Source organism: Microbacterium sp. UMB0228 (assembly GCF_002871415.1).
Classification (GTDB): Bacteria; Actinomycetota; Actinomycetes; order Actinomycetales; family Microbacteriaceae; genus Microbacterium.
The window spans coordinates 432,743-449,668 of the sequence record NZ_PNFU01000002.1; the positions used below are offsets into that span (position 1 = coordinate 432,743).

The 16,926-nt window shown below is 70.4% G+C and carries 16 protein-coding genes; 9 read left to right on the top strand and 7 right to left on the bottom strand.

Annotated features, from left to right (window positions below; all coding sequences use genetic code 11):
- Positions 1-34 precede the first annotated feature (34 nt).
- Together CJ226_RS06205 and CJ226_RS06210 are read right to left on the bottom strand one after the other, a co-directional pair.
- Complete coding sequence (locus CJ226_RS06205) at positions 35-1,696, bottom strand: glycoside hydrolase family 13 protein (RefSeq protein ID WP_102208653.1); 1,662 nt, start codon at positions 1,694-1,696, stop codon at positions 35-37.
- A gap of 135 nt (positions 1,697-1,831) precedes the next feature.
- Positions 1,832-2,728 (bottom strand): SDR family oxidoreductase, encoded by an 897-nt coding sequence (locus CJ226_RS06210; RefSeq protein WP_060923499.1) that lies wholly within the window; start codon positions 2,726-2,728, stop codon positions 1,832-1,834.
- A gap of 215 nt (positions 2,729-2,943) precedes the next feature.
- On the opposite strand from CJ226_RS06210, the gene CJ226_RS06215 reads away from it, so the two are divergent.
- Positions 2,944-4,200, top strand: a complete 1,257-nt coding sequence (locus CJ226_RS06215; protein WP_062633086.1) for a hypothetical protein — start codon at positions 2,944-2,946, stop codon at positions 4,198-4,200.
- Between the two features lie 96 nt (positions 4,201-4,296).
- Here the strand turns inward: CJ226_RS06215 and purQ are convergent, their stop codons facing one another.
- The 3 genes from purQ to CJ226_RS06230 form a co-directional block, all read right to left on the bottom strand.
- Positions 4,297-5,004 (bottom strand): phosphoribosylformylglycinamidine synthase subunit PurQ, encoded by a 708-nt coding sequence (gene purQ, locus CJ226_RS06220; protein WP_102208654.1) that lies wholly within the window; start codon positions 5,002-5,004, stop codon positions 4,297-4,299.
- Entirely contained in the window at positions 5,001-5,249 is a 249-nt protein-coding gene (gene purS / locus CJ226_RS06225; RefSeq protein WP_025103985.1) for a phosphoribosylformylglycinamidine synthase subunit PurS, read from the bottom strand. Before purS ends, purQ begins: the two co-directional genes overlap by 4 nt.
- A gap of 142 nt (positions 5,250-5,391) precedes the next feature.
- Positions 5,392-5,922 (bottom strand): adenine phosphoribosyltransferase, encoded by a 531-nt coding sequence (locus CJ226_RS06230; RefSeq protein WP_025103984.1) that lies wholly within the window; start codon positions 5,920-5,922, stop codon positions 5,392-5,394.
- 153 nt (positions 5,923-6,075) lie between these two features.
- Here CJ226_RS06230 and CJ226_RS06235 point away from each other — a divergent pair, with 153 nt between their 5' ends.
- The 5 genes from CJ226_RS06235 to CJ226_RS06255 all read left to right on the top strand — a co-directional run bounded on the left by CJ226_RS06235 (position 6,076) and on the right by CJ226_RS06255 (position 12,016).
- Positions 6,076-7,392 carry an ABC transporter substrate-binding protein gene (locus CJ226_RS06235; RefSeq protein ID WP_102208655.1) on the top strand — a complete coding sequence of 439 codons (1,317 nt, stop codon included), beginning with the start codon at positions 6,076-6,078 and terminating at the stop codon, positions 7,390-7,392.
- A gap of 136 nt (positions 7,393-7,528) precedes the next feature.
- Complete coding sequence (locus CJ226_RS06240; protein WP_025103982.1) at positions 7,529-8,569, top strand: carbohydrate ABC transporter permease; 1,041 nt, start codon at positions 7,529-7,531, stop codon at positions 8,567-8,569.
- Entirely contained in the window at positions 8,566-9,456 is an 891-nt protein-coding gene (locus tag CJ226_RS06245; RefSeq protein WP_102208656.1) for a carbohydrate ABC transporter permease, read from the top strand. Before CJ226_RS06240 ends, CJ226_RS06245 begins: the two co-directional genes overlap by 4 nt.
- A 5-nt stretch (positions 9,457-9,461) precedes the next feature.
- The gene (locus tag CJ226_RS06250) at positions 9,462-10,892 is read left to right on the top strand and encodes a GH1 family beta-glucosidase (RefSeq protein ID WP_180964546.1); all 1,431 of its coding nucleotides are present in this window, start codon (positions 9,462-9,464) and stop codon (positions 10,890-10,892) included.
- A 128-nt stretch (positions 10,893-11,020) separates the two neighbouring features.
- Entirely contained in the window at positions 11,021-12,016 is a 996-nt protein-coding gene (locus CJ226_RS06255; protein WP_102208766.1) for a LacI family DNA-binding transcriptional regulator, read from the top strand.
- 81 nt (positions 12,017-12,097) lie between these two features.
- On the opposite strand, the gene CJ226_RS06260 is transcribed toward CJ226_RS06255, so the two are convergent.
- Positions 12,098-12,907: a M57 family metalloprotease gene (locus CJ226_RS06260; protein ID WP_102208658.1), complete on the bottom strand. Its 810-nt coding sequence runs from the start codon at positions 12,905-12,907 to the stop codon at positions 12,098-12,100.
- 475 nt (positions 12,908-13,382) lie between these two features.
- Between CJ226_RS06260 and CJ226_RS06265 the strand changes: the two genes are divergently transcribed.
- Positions 13,383-14,051, top strand: coding sequence for a TetR/AcrR family transcriptional regulator (locus CJ226_RS06265; protein ID WP_102208659.1), 669 nt, complete (start codon positions 13,383-13,385; stop codon positions 14,049-14,051).
- Between the two features lie 14 nt (positions 14,052-14,065).
- Here the strand turns inward: CJ226_RS06265 and CJ226_RS06270 are convergent, their stop codons facing one another.
- On the bottom strand, positions 14,066-14,722 hold the full coding sequence (locus tag CJ226_RS06270) for a GntR family transcriptional regulator (RefSeq protein ID WP_102208767.1): 657 nt from the start codon (positions 14,720-14,722) through the stop codon (positions 14,066-14,068).
- Positions 14,723-14,882: 160 nt separating this feature from the next.
- Here CJ226_RS06270 and CJ226_RS06275 point away from each other — a divergent pair, with 160 nt between their 5' ends.
- Entirely contained in the window at positions 14,883-16,160 is a 1,278-nt protein-coding gene (locus tag CJ226_RS06275; protein WP_062633055.1) for an NRAMP family divalent metal transporter, read from the top strand.
- A gap of 1 nt (position 16,161) precedes the next feature.
- Positions 16,162-16,926, top strand: coding sequence for a LamB/YcsF family protein (locus CJ226_RS06280; RefSeq protein WP_062633053.1), 765 nt, complete (start codon positions 16,162-16,164; stop codon positions 16,924-16,926).

The window sequence follows — 16,926 nt, forward strand, 5'->3', positions numbered from 1 at the left end:
CCCCGGGTGGAGCGCGCCACGGGCGCAGCGGGTGTCAGCCCTTGGTGTACCAGACGGCGGTGTCGACGGGGACCTCGGGGCCGTCGAACGGCTGGCTGCGGAGCAGGACGACCGCGCCCTCCGGGAGCTCGAGCGGAGCGGTTCCGAGGTTCGCCAGTACGTGCACCTCATCGCGGCGGAAGGCGACGGCATCGGGACCGGCGTCCTCCCACACCAGCGACCCGGTGCCGAATCCGAACTCGCGGCGGCCGGCGAGCAGGCGCTTGTACAGGGCGAGGGTCGACGCCGGGTCGACCTCCTCGACGTCCCGGGCGTAGGCCGCCCAGTCCGCGGGCTGCGGGAGCCACGAGAGGCCGGTGTCGTTGAAGCCGAAGGCGGGAGCCTCCGCCTCCCACGGCAGCGGCACGCGGCAGCCGTCGCGGCCGTAGCGCTCGCCTTTCGTGCGGAACCACGTCGGGTCCTGACGGTACTCGTCCGGGATCTCCATGGCCTCGGGCAGCCCGAGCTCCTCGCCCTGGTACAGGTAGGCCGAGCCGGGGAGCGCGAGCATCAGCGTGGTGGCCGCGCGGGCGCGGGCGAGGCCGATGGCGGTGTCGGGCTTGTCCGGGGTGTTCGGGCCGATGCCCTCGCCCTGCGGGTTGTCGATCGTGAGGGCGAGGCGCGTGGCGTGCCGGACGACATCGTGGTTGGACAGCACCCAGGTGCTGGGGGCGCCGACCGCGCCGAACGCGTCCAGCGACTCGCGGATCACGTCGCCGAGTGCCTTCGCGTCCCACGCCGTCATCAGGTACGGGAAGTTGAAGGTCTGGTGCATCTCGTCCGGACGCACCCAGAGGGCGGTCTCCTTCAGCGTCGGCATCCAGGCCTCGCCGCACAGGGCGCGGTCGCCGTCGTACTCGGCGAGCACCTTGTGCCAATCGCGGTAGATCTCGTGCACGCCGTCCTGGCCCCAGTACGGCACGTTCGACTCGCCGCCGCCCATGGAGTCGGCGTCGGTCGGGGGCGTGTAGTCCGGCAGGCCGTCGGTCTTGATCATGCCGTGGGCCACGTCGACCCGGAAGCCGTCGACGCCGCGGTCGAGCCAGAAGCGCAGGATCGAGCGGAACTCCTCCTGCACCTCCTCGTTGTTCCAGTCGAAGTCCGGCTGCGTGGCGTCGAAGATGTGCAGATACCACTGGCCGGGCGTGCCGTCGGCCTCCGTGACGCGCTGCCACATGCCGCCGCCGAACACCGACTCCCAGTTGTTCGGAGGCAGCTCGCCGTTCTCGCCGCGGCCGTCGCGGAAGATGTAGCGCGCGCGCTCCGGGCTACCAGGCGCCGCCTTGAGCGCCTCCTGGAACCAGGGGTGCTGGTCGGAGGAGTGGTTGGGGACGAGGTCGACGATCACCCGGATGCCGCGGGCGTGCGCGGATTCCAGCATCGCGTCGAAGTCGGCCAGCGTGCCGAACAGCGGGTCGACGTCGCGGTAGTCGGCCACGTCGTAGCCGGCGTCGCGCTGCGGGCTCGTCATGAACGGGCTGAGCCAGATCGCGTCGACGCCGAGCTCCTGCAGGGCGTCGAGGCGGCTCGTGATGCCCGGCAGGTCGCCGATGCCGTCGCCCGACGCGTCCGCGAAGGAGCGGGGGTAGATCTGGTAGATGACGGCGCTGCGCCACCACTCGGAACCGGGGGCTGCGATCTGTTCGAGCTGTGCCATGCGATCAGGCTACTGCAAACGCTTACAGTCCCGCCCCTCCCGCCGACCCACCCCTTTCCGTCCGACCCACCCCCTTGCGGACGGCCGGAAGGGGCCGGCAGGAACGGAAGGGGGTGGGTCGACGGGGGATGAGGGTCAGGGCGTGGGCATGCCGCCGTTGACGTTCAGGGTCTCGCCGAGCACGTAGCTCGACTCGGGCGAGGCGAGGAAGACGTAGGCGGGGGCGAGCTCGGCGGGCTGACCCATCCGGCCGAGCGGAGTGTCCTGGCCGAACTGTGCGATCTTCTCCTGCGGCTGCCCGTCGCTCGGCTGCAGCGGGGTCCAGATCGGTCCCGGAGCCACGGCGTTCACGCGGATGCCCTTCGGCGCGAGCTGCTGGGCGAGGCCCTTGGTGAACGCATTGATGGTCGACTTCGTCGAGGCGTAGTCGACGAGGATGTCCGACGGCGAGTAGGCCTGGATCGAGGTCGTGTTGATGATCGTCGAGCCCGCGGGGAGGTGCGGGAGGGCGGCCTTCGTGATCCAGAACATCGCGTACACGTTGGTCTTGAACGTGTCGTCGAACTGCTCGTCCGTCACATCGGTGAGGGACTCCTGGAAGACCTGCTTGCCGCCGTTGTTGACGAGGATGTCGAGCCCGCCGAGCGCCGCGACGGCCTCGGCCACCAGGGTGCGGCAGTACTCCGGGTCGCGCAGGTCGCCGGGGATCGTGGCGACGGTGGCTCCCGCCTCGCGGAGGATGCCGGCGATGCGGCTCGCGTCCTCCTCCTCTTCCGGCAGGTAGGAGATTGCGACGTCGGCGCCCTCGCGGGCGAACGCGATCGCGGTGGCCGCGCCGATGCCCGAGTCGCCGCCGGTGATGAGTGCCTTGCGCCCGGTCAGCCGTCCGGTGCCGCGGTACGACTCCTCGCCGAGGTCGGCCTTCGGGGTGAGATCGGCGTCGAGACCGGGCTCGCGCATGTGCTGCTTCTGCGGCTGGATGTCGGCGTAGAGCTCGACCGGGTTGGTGAAGGTGTACTGGTCGCGGGACATGGGGTGTCCTTTCCGGGAGGTCGGGGACGGGAGGACCATCGTGCGCGCCGTGCTCCGGACGCGGCAAACGCCTTGCACGCATCCGGTCGCTTTGGTACACGCGCATGTGGCCGAAAGACACTTCCCCCGGTGCCTCCTGTCATGACAGGGTTGCGAGCATCCCCCCGTGTCGCTCGCGGCATGTCCCCCGGGGATCCTGCCGTCGAGAGGTCGTGATGTCCGCTTCCGCCCGCCGATCCGCGCCCTGGGCGGTCGTCGCCGCGCTCGTCGTCGGTGCCGTGCTCGTCGGCGCCGCCCCCGCCGTGTCCGACGCATTCGGTGCCCGCGCGCAGCCCCCGGCGGACCCGGTGAACGACCCCGCGGCTTCGGTGGCGCTCGCGTACGAGTTCCTCGACGCGCGGGTCGACGAGTTCTGCGACGGCGAGGGCCGCTGCCTGCCCCGCAGCTACGAGGGCGGGTTCTTCACCACGCCGTCCTGGGACTTCACGCCCTCCTTCGTCTACGACGACGCCCTGGTCGTGATCGCCTACACGGCCCGCGGTCTGCCGGACGACCTGCGCCGTGCGCGGGCTGTCGCGGACACCCTCCTCTTCGTGCAGGAGAACGACCCCATCGGCGACGGCCGCGTCCGCACCTCGTACGAGCCGCACGGCATCCGTCAGGGCCGGATGGAGATCACCGGGCCCGGCACCTTCACTGGCAACCAGGCCTGGGTGGGCATGGCGCTCACCCGCCTCTTCCATGCCACCGGGGAGACACGGTATCTCGACGGCGCGGTGCGCATCGCGGAGTGGATCCAGGACAACACCGCCGACATGACGCGGGCACCCTACGGCTACACCGGCGGGCAGACCGATGCCGGGGTGCCGCTGGAGTGGAAGTCCACCGAGCACAACAGCGACATCGCCGGCTTCTTCACGCAGCTCGGCCAGCTCACGGACGACGGGGTGTGGGCGGAGCGCGCGGCGGTGGCCGCCGGATTCGTCGCGGCGATGCAGAGCGCCGACGGGCACGTGGACACTGGGACGCTGCTCGACGGCAGCACGATCAACACCCGTCCCATCCCGCTCGACGCCCAGACGTGGAGCCTGCTCGGCATCGGGGGCGCCCGATACGGCTCGGCCGTGGACTGGACGCTCGCGCACCTCGTGGCCCAGGACGGTCCGTACCGCGGTCCGTCGATCAGCGACGCGGACGTGTCGAAGGTCTGGTTCGAGGGCAGCGGGCACCTCGCACTCGCGCTGCAGGAGCGGGGGGCCGCCGGCGACCAGGATCGCGCGGAGGAGCTGCTGGCCGACATCCGGCTGGTGCAGCGCGACGCGGCGAACGGCGACGGCAAGGGCATCGTGGCGACGTCGACCGACGGGCTCGACTCCGGCTTCGGCGACCTCTACTACGCGAGCCTGCACACCGGCACGACGGCCTGGTACCTGCTCGCGGCCGTGGGCGACAACCCGTTCCGTCTCCCCTGACCCGCCTGTCGACCCGGCCTCTTGCGGTCGACCCGGCCCTTTCCGCGCGCCCGCAACGGGGTGGCACGCGCGCAGAGGGGTGGGTCGAGGGAGGTATCAGGCGGCGACGCGGGCGACGGCGGCGATCGCGCTCGTGAAGAAGTCGAGGCCGTCCACGCCGCTGCGCATCGCGACGGCGGTGTCCGGACCGAAACCGGGCTCCGTGGCGTGCTCGGGGTGCGGCATCAGGCCCACGACGTTGCCGGCCTCGTTCGTCAGCCCCGCGATGTCGCGCAGCGAGCCGTTCGGGTTCACGCCGGCGTAGCGGAACGCCACGAGACCCTCGCCCTCGATGCGGTCGAGCGTCTGCTCGTCGGCGATGTAGCCGCCGTCCGCGTTCTTCAGCGGGATGACGATCTCCTGGCCGGTGCGGAAGGCGTTGGTCCAGGCGGTGTCGGCGTTCTCGACCGTGAGCTTCTGGTCGCGGCGCACGAAGTGCTGGTGGTTGTTGCGGATCAGGCCGCCGGGCAGCAGATGTGCCTCGACGAGCATCTGGAAGCCGTTGCAGATGCCGAGGACGGGCATGCCCTTCGCGGCGGCGTCCTTGACCTCGTTCATGATGGGCGAGAGGGCGGCGATGGCACCGGCACGGAGGTAGTCGCCGTAGCTGAACCCGCCGGGGAGGACGAGCGCGTCGACACCCTCGAGGTCGTGTGAGCCGTGCCACAGGGCGACCGGCTCGGCTCCCGCGATGCGGACGGCGCGCTGCGCGTCGACGTCGTCCAGCGAGCCGGGGAAGGTGACGACGCCGATGCGGACGGTCACTCCGCCACCTCGACGCCCACGACGTCTTCGATCACGGCGTTCGAGAGCACCTCGTCGGCGATACGGCGGGCCTCGGCGAGGACCTCGTCGGTGACCTCGCCCTCGACGGTGAGCTCGAAGCGCTTGCCGATGCGGACGTCGGTGAAGCCCTCGACGCCCAGGCGGGCGAAGGCGCCGGAGACGGCCTTCCCCTGCGGGTCGAGCAGTTCGGGCTTGGGCATGACGTCGACGACGATGGTGGGCATGACGGCTCCAAGAGTCGCGGGCGGACGGGCGGGTTCAGTCTACCGCTCGCCGATGCTCCGCTGAGACCCCGGGCTCTCGCCCACACCCCGCCCTGCGCGCGGCGCTCCGACGGGGTGTCGGCGAGAGACCGGGGTCTCGGGGTCAGGAGTGGAAGACGGTGTGGAGGTCGCCGATCGTGTCGCGGCCGCCGAGGCCGTCGATCTCGAAGAGCACCGAGATGCCGGCGACGTGACTGCCGAGACGCTCCACGAGCTGCCGACCGGCGGCCAGCGTCCCTCCGGTGGCGAGCACGTCGTCGATGAGGAGGACGCGGGATCCCGCGGGGAGGTCGTCGTGCATCTCGATGGTCGCCGTGCCGTACTCGAGGGCATAGTCGACGGAGGCCGCGGGGCGGGGGAGCTTGCCGGCCTTGCGGATCGGGATCAGCCCGACCCCCGCGGCGATGGCGGCGGCCCCGGCCAAGATGAAGCCCCGCGCCTCGATGCCGGCCACCACGTCGAACTGCCCCGCGAAGGGCTCGATGATCGCCTCGGTCGTCACGCGGAGGGCCTCCGCGTCGGCGAGGAGCGGCGTGATGTCGCGGAAGATGATGCCGGGCTCCGGATAGTCCGGGATGCTGCGGATCAGGGATTCGGCGCGGGCGAGGGCAGGAGAGAGGGTGGCTTCGGGCACCGGACAAGGGTACGCCGGTTGCGCGGGAGGGACCTGCAGACGGCGCTCTTGACATCGTGGGAGCGCTCCCATAGAGTTCACGACAACCTTGTGGGAGCGCTCCCACAGGCCCCCACGCACCACCACCCGCACGAACCCACAAAGGAGTGAACCGTGAACTCACGTGCCCGCACCCGGATCCTGGTGACAGCCGCCGTGGCATCCGTCTCCGCTCTCGCCCTGGCCGGCTGCTCCGGCAGCACCGGCGGCGACGGCGACTCCGGCGCCAGCGCCGACGAGAAGGTCACACTGACCGTGACCACCTTCGGCACCTTCGGCTACGACGACCTCTACAAGGAGTACGAGAAGGCGCACCCGAACGTGACGATCGAGGCGACCAACATCGACACCGGCGGCAACGCCCGCACCGACGCCTTCACCAAGATCGCCGCCGGCTCCGGACTCAGCGACATCGTCGCGATCGAGGAGGGCTGGCTCGGCGCCATCATGGACGTCTCGGACACCTTCGTCGACCTGCGCGACTACGGCATCGAGGACCGCAAGGACGACTGGGTCGACTGGAAGTACGGCCAGGCGACCGACGCCGAGGGCCGCGTCATCGGCTACGGCACCGACATCGGCCCGAGCGGCATCTGCTACAACGGGGCCGCGTTCGAGGCCGCCGGCCTGCCCAGCGACCGCGAGTCCGTCGCCGAGCTGCTCAACGGCGACTGGGAGAACTACTTCCAGGTCGGCGCCGACTACACGGCCAAGACCGGCAAGGCCTGGTACGACCACTCCGGCTTCGTCTGGAACGCCATGGTGAACCAGCTCGACGAGGGCTACTACACCGCCGACGGCGAGCTGAACGTCGAGGGCAACGACGAGCTCCAGGAGCGCTTCGAGCTCCTCGGCGCCGCGACCGAGGGCGGCCAGTCCGCGGCGCAGACCGCATGGGACTGGAACGGCGGCAAGTCGTTCGTCGACGGTACCTTCGCCACCTTCGTCTGCCCCGGCTGGATGCTCGGCGTCGTGCAGGGCCAGGTCGAGGCCGGCGGCGGAGACGCGTCGACGGGCTGGGACTTCGCCGACGTCTTCCCCGGCGGCGCGGCCAACTGGGGCGGCGCGTTCCTCTCCATCCCGGAGTCGTCGGAGCACAAGGAGGCCGCGGCCGAGCTCGCCGACTGGCTGACGCAGCCCGAGCAGCAGGTGAAGCAGTCCGCCGCCGCGGGCAACTTCCCGTCGACCATCAAGGCGCAGGAGTCCCTCGCCGAGGAGGCCACGCCCAACGAGTTCTTCAACGACGCGCCGACCGGTGCCATCCTCGCCGAGCGCGCCAAGGGCGTCGTCGCGCAGTTCAAGGGCGCCGATGACTCGGTGATCCAGGAGAACGTCTTCGGGCCGGCGCTGAGCGCGCTCGACCGCGGCGAGACCGACACGCAGGGCGCCTGGGACCAGGCGATCGGCCTCCTGAACGACCTCGTCGGCTGATGATCACGCTTCGACAGGCTCAGCGACCCACGGTGGTTGCTCAGCGACCCACGGTGGTTGCTCCGCGACCCACGGTGGTTGCTCAGCGACCCGGATGGGTGGCTGAGCCTGTCGAAGCCCGGCTAAGGACACGCCCATGACCCTCACCGCCCCGCCGGCGGAGCCGCAGGCCGCCGCTCCCGCCGCGGCGGACGCTCCGCCGCGACGCTCCTGGCGCACCCGCGTCTCGCGTTTCGACCACCGCGCCTCGCCGTACTTCTACATCTCCCCGTTCTTCCTCCTCTTCGGGCTCATCGGCCTCTTCCCGCTGCTGTACACGGTGTGGGTCGCGGTCCACGAGTGGGATCTGCTGAAGGGCGAGGGGCCGTTCGTCGGCTTCGGCAACTTCGCGGCGATCCTCGGCGACGGCATGTTCTGGAACTCCATCCGGAACACGCTGAGCATCTTCCTGCTCTCCGCCATCCCGCAGCTCGCCGTCGCGCTGGTGATCGCCTACCTGCTGGACCGCGGACTGCGGACGCCGACGTTCTGGCGGATGAGCGTCCTCATCCCGTTCGTGGTCACCCCGGTGGCCGTGGCGATCATCTTCTCCAGCATCTTCAACGAGGCGGACGGTCTGGCCAACAACCTCCTCAACCTCGTCGGCATCGCCGATCAGCAGTGGAAGCACGACACGGTCCTGTCGCACATCGCGATCGCCGTCATGGTGAACTTCCGCTGGACCGGCTACAACGCCCTCATCCTCCTCGCCGCGATGCAGGCCGTGCCCCGCGACCTCTACGAATCGGCCGCACTCGACGGTGCCGGGGCGGTGCGGCGGTTCTTCGCCATCACGATCCCCACCATCCGTCCCACGCTGATCTTCGTCATCATCACGGCGACCATCGGCGGCCTGCAGATTTTCGCCGAACCGCGGCTGTTCGACGTCTCCACCGCGGGCGGCATCGGCGGCAGCGACCGGCAGTTCCAGACCACCGTGCTGTTCCTCTGGGAGCTGGCGTTCTTCCGCCGGAACCTGGGTGAGGCCTCGGCCGTCGCGATCCTGCTCTTCCTGCTGATCGTCGCGATCGGCCTCATCAACTTCCTGATCTCCCGGCGCATCGCCACCGGAGACGCCCCGAAGAACCGCGCGGCCCGACGCCGCATCCGCCCGACCGGGAAGGAGGAGGCGCGATGACCGCCACCCAGGCCCTCAGCGTGCCGGAGCGGATCCGCCGCCGGCGCGGCACCGCGAGCGGGAGCGCCGGCCTCGGCAGCCGCCCGGGCTTCCTCACCTACGGGCTCCTCGCGGCCTTCGTCATCGGCGGTGCCTACCCGCTGTGGTGGTCGTTCGTCGTCGCGAGCGGGACGAACGCGACCCGCGGCGAGACCCTGCCCCTCATCCCCGGCGGCAACTTCCTTGCGAACGCGGCGAAGGTGTTCGAAGCGATCCCGTTCTGGCTCGCCCTCGGCAACTCGTTCCTCATCTCGACGATCATCACGATCTCCGTCGTCACGTTCTCGACCCTTGCCGGCTACGCGTTCGCGAAGCTCCGGTTCCGCGGGCGGGACGGCCTCATGGTGTTCGTGATCGCGACCATGGCCATCCCCACGCAGCTCGGCATCATCCCGCTGTTCATGCTGATGCGCGAACTCGGCTGGACGGGGACGATCGGTGCGGTGATCGTGCCGACACTCGTCACGGCGTTCGGGGTGTTCTTCATGCGGCAGTACCTCGTGGACGTGATCCCGGACGAGCTCATCGAGGCCGCCAGGGTCGACGGCGCGAACCAGTTCCGCACCTTCCTCACCGTCGGGGTGCCCGCGGCGCGGCCGGCCATGGCGATCCTCGGACTGTTCACGTTCATGACCGCCTGGACCGACTACCTCTGGCCCCTGATCGTGCTCTCCCCCCAGAACCCGACGCTGCAGACGGCGCTCAGCCAGCTGCAGTCCGGCTATTACATCGACTACTCGATCGTGCTCACCGGCGCGGTGCTCGCGACGCTTCCGCTCCTCGTGCTCTTCGTGATCGCGGGGCGGCAGCTGGTCAGTGGCATCATGGCGGGCGCGGTGAAAGGATGACCCCTATGACGCGTGCCTTCCCCTCGGACTTCCTCTTCGGCGCGGCGACCGCGGCCTACCAGATCGAGGGCGCCGCCTTCGAGGACGGACGGACGGCCTCCATCTGGGACGCCTTCTGCCGGGTGCCGGGGGCCGTGGTCGGCGGCGACGACGGGGATGTGGCGTGCGACCACTACCACCGGTATCCGCAGGACGTGGCGCTGATGAAGGAGCTCGGCCTCCAGACGTACCGCTTCTCCACCTCGTGGTCGCGCGTGCGCCCGGACGGCGGCGCAGTCAACCAGGCGGGGGTGGACTTCTACAGCCGCCTCGTCGACGAGCTCCTCGCGGCCGACATCCTGCCCTGGCTCACGCTGTACCACTGGGACATGCCGCAGGCCCTGCAGGAGGCCGGCGGCTGGACGAACCGCGACTCCGTCGAGCGCTTCCTGGAGTACGCGGGCACCATGCACGACGCCCTCGGCGACCGCGTGAACGTGTGGACGACCCTGAACGAGCCGTGGTGCTCGTCCTTCCTCTCCTACACCGGAGGCGAGCACGCGCCAGGGCACACGAGCGTCGCCGAGGGGCTGCTGGCCTCGCACCACCTGCTGCTCGCGCACGGTGCGACGGTGCGGGAGCTCCGCGGCCGCGACGCGTCCCTCAACCTGGGCATCACGCTGAACCACACGGTGGCCGACCCCGCCGATCCGCAGAACCCCGCGGATGTCGACGCCGCCCGGCGGCTGGACGGCCAGTTCAACCGGTGGTTCCTCGACCCGATCTACCGCGGCGTCTACCCCGCCGACACCGTGGAGGACATCCGCGCGGTGGACCCCGAGGCCGTGGCGCGATTCGAGGCGGCGGTGCACGAGGGCGACCTCGACACGATCGCCCAGCGCATCGACACCCAGGGCGTGAACTACTACCACGGCGACCTCGTGTCCGGCACGGGGCCCGACGACGCCCCGGTCTCCAGCGGCCCGGAGACGGCGCACGTGACGCGGAGCCCGTATCCCTCGCACGAGGGCATCCACGCGGTCGAGCGCGGACTGCCCCGGACCGCCCAGGGCTGGGAGGTCCAGCCGGAGGGGCTGACGCGACTGCTGCAGCGGCTCTGGACCGAGTACGCCGAGCCCGCGGGCGTGGTGCTCTCGGTGACGGAGAACGGCGCGGCCTACGACGACACGGTCGTGGTGGAGGACGGGGAGACCCGGGTGCCCGACGCCGACCGTACCGCGTTCCTGCGCGCGCACCTCGACGCCGTGCTGGACGCCAGGGACAGCGGTGTGGACGTGCGCGGCTACTTCTACTGGTCCCTGTTCGACAACTTCGAGTGGGCGTGGGGGTACGACAAGCGCTTCGGGATCGTCCGCGTGGACTACGACACCCAGGAGCGGACGGTCAAGGACTCCGGCCGCGAGTACGCCCGGATCATCGCCGCCCGGTCCCTCTGACCCGTTCGAATCGCCCGATTAGTCCCATCTGCGGCCGAAATGGGACCAATCGGGCGATTCGAAGCGGGGATTTTCACGGCCTGGCTCCGGGTGGATGAGAATGGGGCGATGGAAGAGAGCAAGCGATGATGTCGCCCCGCGCGACCATCGAGGAGGTCGCGGCGGCCGCCGGCGTGTCCCGGTCGACCGTGTCGCGGGTGGTGAACGGGTCGACCGCGGTCAGCCCGGAAGCGCTCGCCGCCGTGCGCGCCGCGATCGACGAGCTCAACTACGTCCCGAACCGGGCCGCGCGCTCGCTCGCCTCCCGGCAGACGCACGCGATCGCCCTCATCGTCCCTGAGGACACGACCCGCTTCTTCGGCGACCCGTTCTTCGCGGCGATCGTGGCCGGCATCACCGGCGCGCTCCGCAGCTCCGACTACCTCCTGAACCTCCTGATCGCGAGCGACGACCCCGGCGACAAGATGACGAGCTTCGTGCGCAACGGCGGCGTCGACGGCGCGCTCATCGTGTCGCACCACACGAGTGACGCGTTCGTCGACCGGATCGCCGACGCGGTCCCCGTGGTCTACGGCGGCCGTCCGGTGCGGCGGGCCGAGGGCGACTACGTGGTCGACGTCGACAACGTCGCCGGGGCACGGGCGGCCACGCAGCGCCTCGTCGACATCGGACGCACCCGCATCGCCACGATCTCCGGTCCGCTCACGATGCCGTCGTCGACCGACCGCGTGCAGGGGTTCCGCGCCGCGCTCGCCGCCGCGGGGCTGACGCCCTTCGCGGAGGAGGAGGGCGACTACAGTGAGGCGAGCGGAGCCGATGCCGCCCGCCGTCTGCTCGCGGAAGGACGACCGGACGCGATCTTCGTCGCCAGCGACCTCATGGCCCGCGGGGCGCTCATGGCCCTCCGCGGCGCCGGGGTGCGGGTACCTGAGGACATCGCGCTCGTCGGCTTCGACGACTCCTCGGTGGCCCTCACGACCGATCCGCCCCTGACGACGATGCGCCAGCCGATGTACGCCCAGGGCGAGGCGATGACGCAGGTGCTGCTCTCCCGGCTTGCCGGCGAGGACCCGCCTCGGACGACCATCCTGCCGACCGAGCTCGTCGTCCGCGGCTCCGCCTGAGCCGCACCGACCGCGGACACCGGTGAGGCCCGGTCGCGGACGACCGGGCCTCGAGGATGACGCACCTCTGGGACGAGAGTGTCAGTTCCCGTACAGCGAGACGACGCCGCTGCGGTCGACGCTGGTCATGGAGAGATCCGCGGAGCTGCCGTTGCACTGCGGGTAGTGCATGATCGACGACGAGTCGTACGGCGTGAGCGGACGCCAGTTGTTGTCCTCGAAGCATGTGCCGGCCTCCGGGCGGGTGTGCTCGTGGCGGAAGCCGAGGACGTGACCGAGTTCATGGCCGATGACGTTGGTCGGCGTCCAGGCTCCGGCGCTCCAGATCGAGTCGTCGATGAGGACGTTCTGCTGTTGGGCCGGCGTGCTGGGGAAGAAGGCGCGGGCGATGTACTGCGTCGTGGCCACCGGCTCGACGGAGAAGACGACGGCGTTGTTCCGCGTGGTGCAGTTGGCGTCGGCGCTGCTCACGTAGCGGAAGTCGATCTTCGACGACGCGGACTCCCAGAGTGCCGCGCCGCTCTCCATCGCTCGGACGACATCGGCGTGACGATTGCCGAACTTCGTGCTCACGCAGTAGGTGAGGTTGGCGACCTGCGCGGGCGACCACTTGTCGACGACGTTGTTGACCGTGTTGACGATGAGGCCGTCGGTGCGGGTCTCGGGGCCGATCAGCCGGTCGTAGAACGCGCGCAGCTCCTTCTTGTTCGAGATCACCTCGTCGCCGTTGACGACGTAGGCGCCGTCGATGTCCCGATAGGTCGACGCCGCGAACTCCTGGTATGAGGGCGCGGAATCGTCGGGGGACGCGGCCGTGGCGGGGATGACCGCGCTGAGGCTGAGCGCGGCCGCCGCGGTGGCGGCGAGCGCGAGTTTTCTGGTGAATCGCATGGAAGATCCTCTTCGATCTGAGCGGTGCCGCGCGCCCGGTGAGCGAGCGGACTCCGGCCGGAACGGTGAGCATCGCTGCCACCGAGGGGCCGAAGCCCGCTCACGCTAACCGCGCGATTTCGACGGGGTCAAGGCGCGACACGGCCCGTCGCCCGCTTTCTGCACTCAGGTCAGGAATCGGCCGCATCCGTCGCCGTCGAAGGTGCCGCCGTGGCTCGGCCGGACGTCGGCACCGGCGGTCGACGCCCGGGCCTGGTCGTCGGTCCCTCGTCGTAGGCCGGAGGTCGAGGATGACCACGGACGCGTCTCCGCCACCCCCTCGATCGGCGGAAGACGCGTCCGTGGCCCGCTGCGGCGAACCCCCGCGCCGCGAGTGCTCGCACCCTCCATAGGTTGAACGAGCATTCAGTGATTAATCTATCCCGAGACGGCCCGTGAGGGAATTCCGCCGGAGGACCCGGGAGGTGGACACCGCATGGCGCGATCGGATGCGCAGAACCGTGCGGCGCGGGAGCGCGCACGCGAGAACATCCTCCAGGCGGCGATCGAGGTCTTCAGCGAACGCGGCGTCGCCGGGGCGGGCATCGCCGAGATCACGCGTCGCGCCGGCGTCGCCCAGGGGTTGGTGAACTACCACTTCGGCGGCAAGGACCAGCTCGTCGCCGCGGTGATCGACCGGTGGTTCGAGACGGTGCTGGGGTTCGCGCAGGTCGAGGGCACGCCCGACGAGATGCTCGCCGCGATCATCGACGGGGCGATCGGCGCGACGGCCTTCGCGATGCCTCTGCAGCGTGCGGTGCTCGCCATGCAGCAGCAGCCGCTGACGCATCGGCTGTTCGCGGAGTCGGAGCAGCGCTATGCGGACGGCGCGACGGCCGCCGAGGATGCCGTGCGCGCGGTGTTCCGTGCCCGAGGCGCCGAGGATCCGGCGCTGGAGGAGGTCATGCTCCGCAGCACCCTGGAGGGGGTGTTCGTGAAGTACTGCGTCTTCGGCGACACGTATCCGCTCGAGGACGCGCGGCGCTGGCTGCACCGCCGGTATGGTCTCCCAGAGCCGACCGCCGCGCTGCCTGGGCTGCCGGCCTCGCCCCCGGGCGAACCCCGACCCCGCGCGACGGCGGCGCTGCGGACCGACGCGTCCTGAGCCGCAGCCCCCGCTCAGTCGAGCTGCATCCGCGCGAAAGCGCCGAGCACGACCCGCTCCGACTGCACGAGGTACCGCTCCAACTCGGCGGCCCCGGCCTCGGCGCCCCGGGTCAGGAACGTGTCGAGGACGGCGCGGTTCTTCCGGACGAACGGCTCGTGCAGCGCGCGGGGGTCGTCGATCTTCAGGAACGCGAGGCGCAGCTCCGCCGCGACGTTCCGGTAGGTGCGGGCGAGACGCGGGCTGTCGGCGAGATCGACCAGCGCGACGTGGAACGCCATGTTCGCGCTGCCGACCGCGCGCCAGGCGGACGCGTCGTCGGCCGAGACCCCGGCCACGGCGGCCTCGGCCGCGGCGACCGCGTCGGTCATGCGCTGGACGGCGGGATGCTCGGGCTCGGACTGCCGCAGAGCCGTGCACTCGATGACGCGGCGGGCGCGGTAGATGTCGATGACGTCGGCGATCGTGGGAGAGGCGACCGAGACGCCGCGGTGCGGGATGTGCGCGACGAGCCCCTGTTCCGCGAGCACCCGGAACGCCTCGCGCAGGGTGTTGCGCGACACGTCGAAGCTCTCGGCCAGAGACGACTCCGACAGCCGGGAGCCCGGGGCGACGTCGCCGTCGATGATGCGCTGACGGAGCACGTCGGCGAGCGGGCCCTGCTGGTTCATGCCTTCATCGTAGGCGCGGTCGGTGCGGGAGATCGTGCCGATGATCACACGAAAGCAACCGCGCTGTAGCACGACGGAAACATGATTGTTGAACAATCAGGTTCTGTCCGTTCTACACTGGGGGTCACCCGACACCCACCAACGACGATGGGACCCCCCTATGTCCGAGCAGTCCGCCCCCGCCCTCACCCCCGAGGACGAAGCCCGCGCCACCCACGCGAAGAAGCGCGCCGGCCGCAGTGCCGTCATCGGCGCCATCTTCCTCATGGCGACGAGCGCCATCGGTCCGGGCTTCATCACCCAGACCGCGACGTTCACCGCCCAGATGGGAGCCGCGTTCGCGTTCGCCATCCTCGTGTCGATCCTCGTCGACATCGCGGTGCAGCTGAACATCTGGCGCATGATCACCTCGTCCGGCAAGCGGGCCGGCGAGCTCGCCAACAGCGCCATCCCGTTCTCCGGCCACGTCATCGCCGTCCTCGTCGTCATCGGCGGGCTCGCGTTCAACATCGGCAACATCGCCGGCGGCGGTCTCGGACTGAACGCCCTCCTGGGCATCGACCCGAAGCTCGGCGGCGCGCTCACGGCGGCCCTCGCGATCATCATCTTCCTCGTGAAGAAGGCCGGCAAGGTGATGGACGTCGTCCTCATCATCCTCGGCGTCGGCATGATCGTGATGACCCTCGTCGTCGCCCTCATCGCCCAGCCGCCCATCGGCGACGCGCTGCGGCAGACCTTCGTGCCCGACCAGCTCAACTTCGCCACCATCACGACGATCGTCGGCGGCACGGTCGGCGGCTACATCACCTACTCCGGCGCCCACCGCTACCTTGACTCCGGCCACGTGGGCCCGCAGTACGCGAAGCCCGTCATGCGCGCCGCCGCCAACGGCATCCTCGTGACCGGCATCATGCGCTACGTGCTGTTCCTCGCGATCCTCGGCGTGGTGGCCTCCGGCGTGGCGCTCGACCTCTCCTCGCAGGCCGCCAACCCGGCAGGGCAGGCATTCGGTGCGGTGCTCGGCGACGCCGGTCTGCGGATCTTCGGCGCAATCTTCTGGGCCGCCGCGATCAGCTCGGTCATCGGCGCCGCGTACACCTCGGCGACCTTCCTCTCGACCTTCACCGCCAAGCTCCGCGGGGGCTGGCCGCTGCAGCTCGCCACCGTCGCGTTCATCGTCGTGTCGCTGGGGGTCTACCTGGCGATCGGCACGGCCCCGGCCGCGATCCTCGTCTTCGTCGGCGGTTTCAACGGCCTGATCCTCCCCATCGGGCTGACGGTGTTCATGTACATCGGCTGGTTCCGCCGCGACCTGCTCGGCGACCGGAAGTACCCGATGTGGCTGCTCATCGCGGGCACCGTCGTGACCGCGCTCACCTGGTACATGGGCGCCGTCTCGATCGGCCCCATCTTCGCCTTCCTCGGAATCGGAGCGTGACATGGCGACCATCGACCTGAACTCGGACCTCGGCGAGAACGTCCCCGACCGGATCGTCAGCGACGACGCGAGCATGCTCGAGATCGTCACGAGCGCGAACGTCTCGTGCGGGTTCCATGCGGGCAGCCCGGAGGGGATCCGCGAGACCCTGGCCGCGGCCGTCGCCGGCGGCGTCGTGATCGGCGCCCACCCCGGGTACCGCGACTACGAGAACTTCGGGCGCACGAAGGTCGACATCGACTCGGCCACGCTGCAGGCGCACGTGGAGTACCAGCTCGGTGCGCTCCTCGGGCTCACCGCGGCGGTAGGCGGGCGGGTCTCCTACGTCAAGCCGCACGGGGCGCTCTACAACACCATCGCCCGCGACGAGCGGCAGTCGAAGGACGTCGTGGCGGCCATCAAGGCGATCGACCCCTCGCTCGTGCTGCTCGGTCTCGCCGGCGGCGTCGTGCTCGACGTCGCCGAACGAGCAGGGCTCGCGGTCGCCGCGGAGGCCTTCGCCGATCGCGCCTACCAGCCGGACGGTCAGCTCGTCTCCCGCACCGAGGAGGGGGCCGTGCTGCACGACCCCACCGGGGTGGCCGAGCGGATGGTGCGCCTGGCCGCGGACGGCGTGATCCGGGCGATCGACGGCACCGACGTGGCCGTGTCCGCGCAGTCGATCTGCGTGCACGGCGACAGCCCGGGCTCGGTGGCGATGGCGGCGGAGACGAAGCGCCTGCTGCAGGCGGAGGGCATCACCATCGCCCCGTTCGCCGGAGTCTGA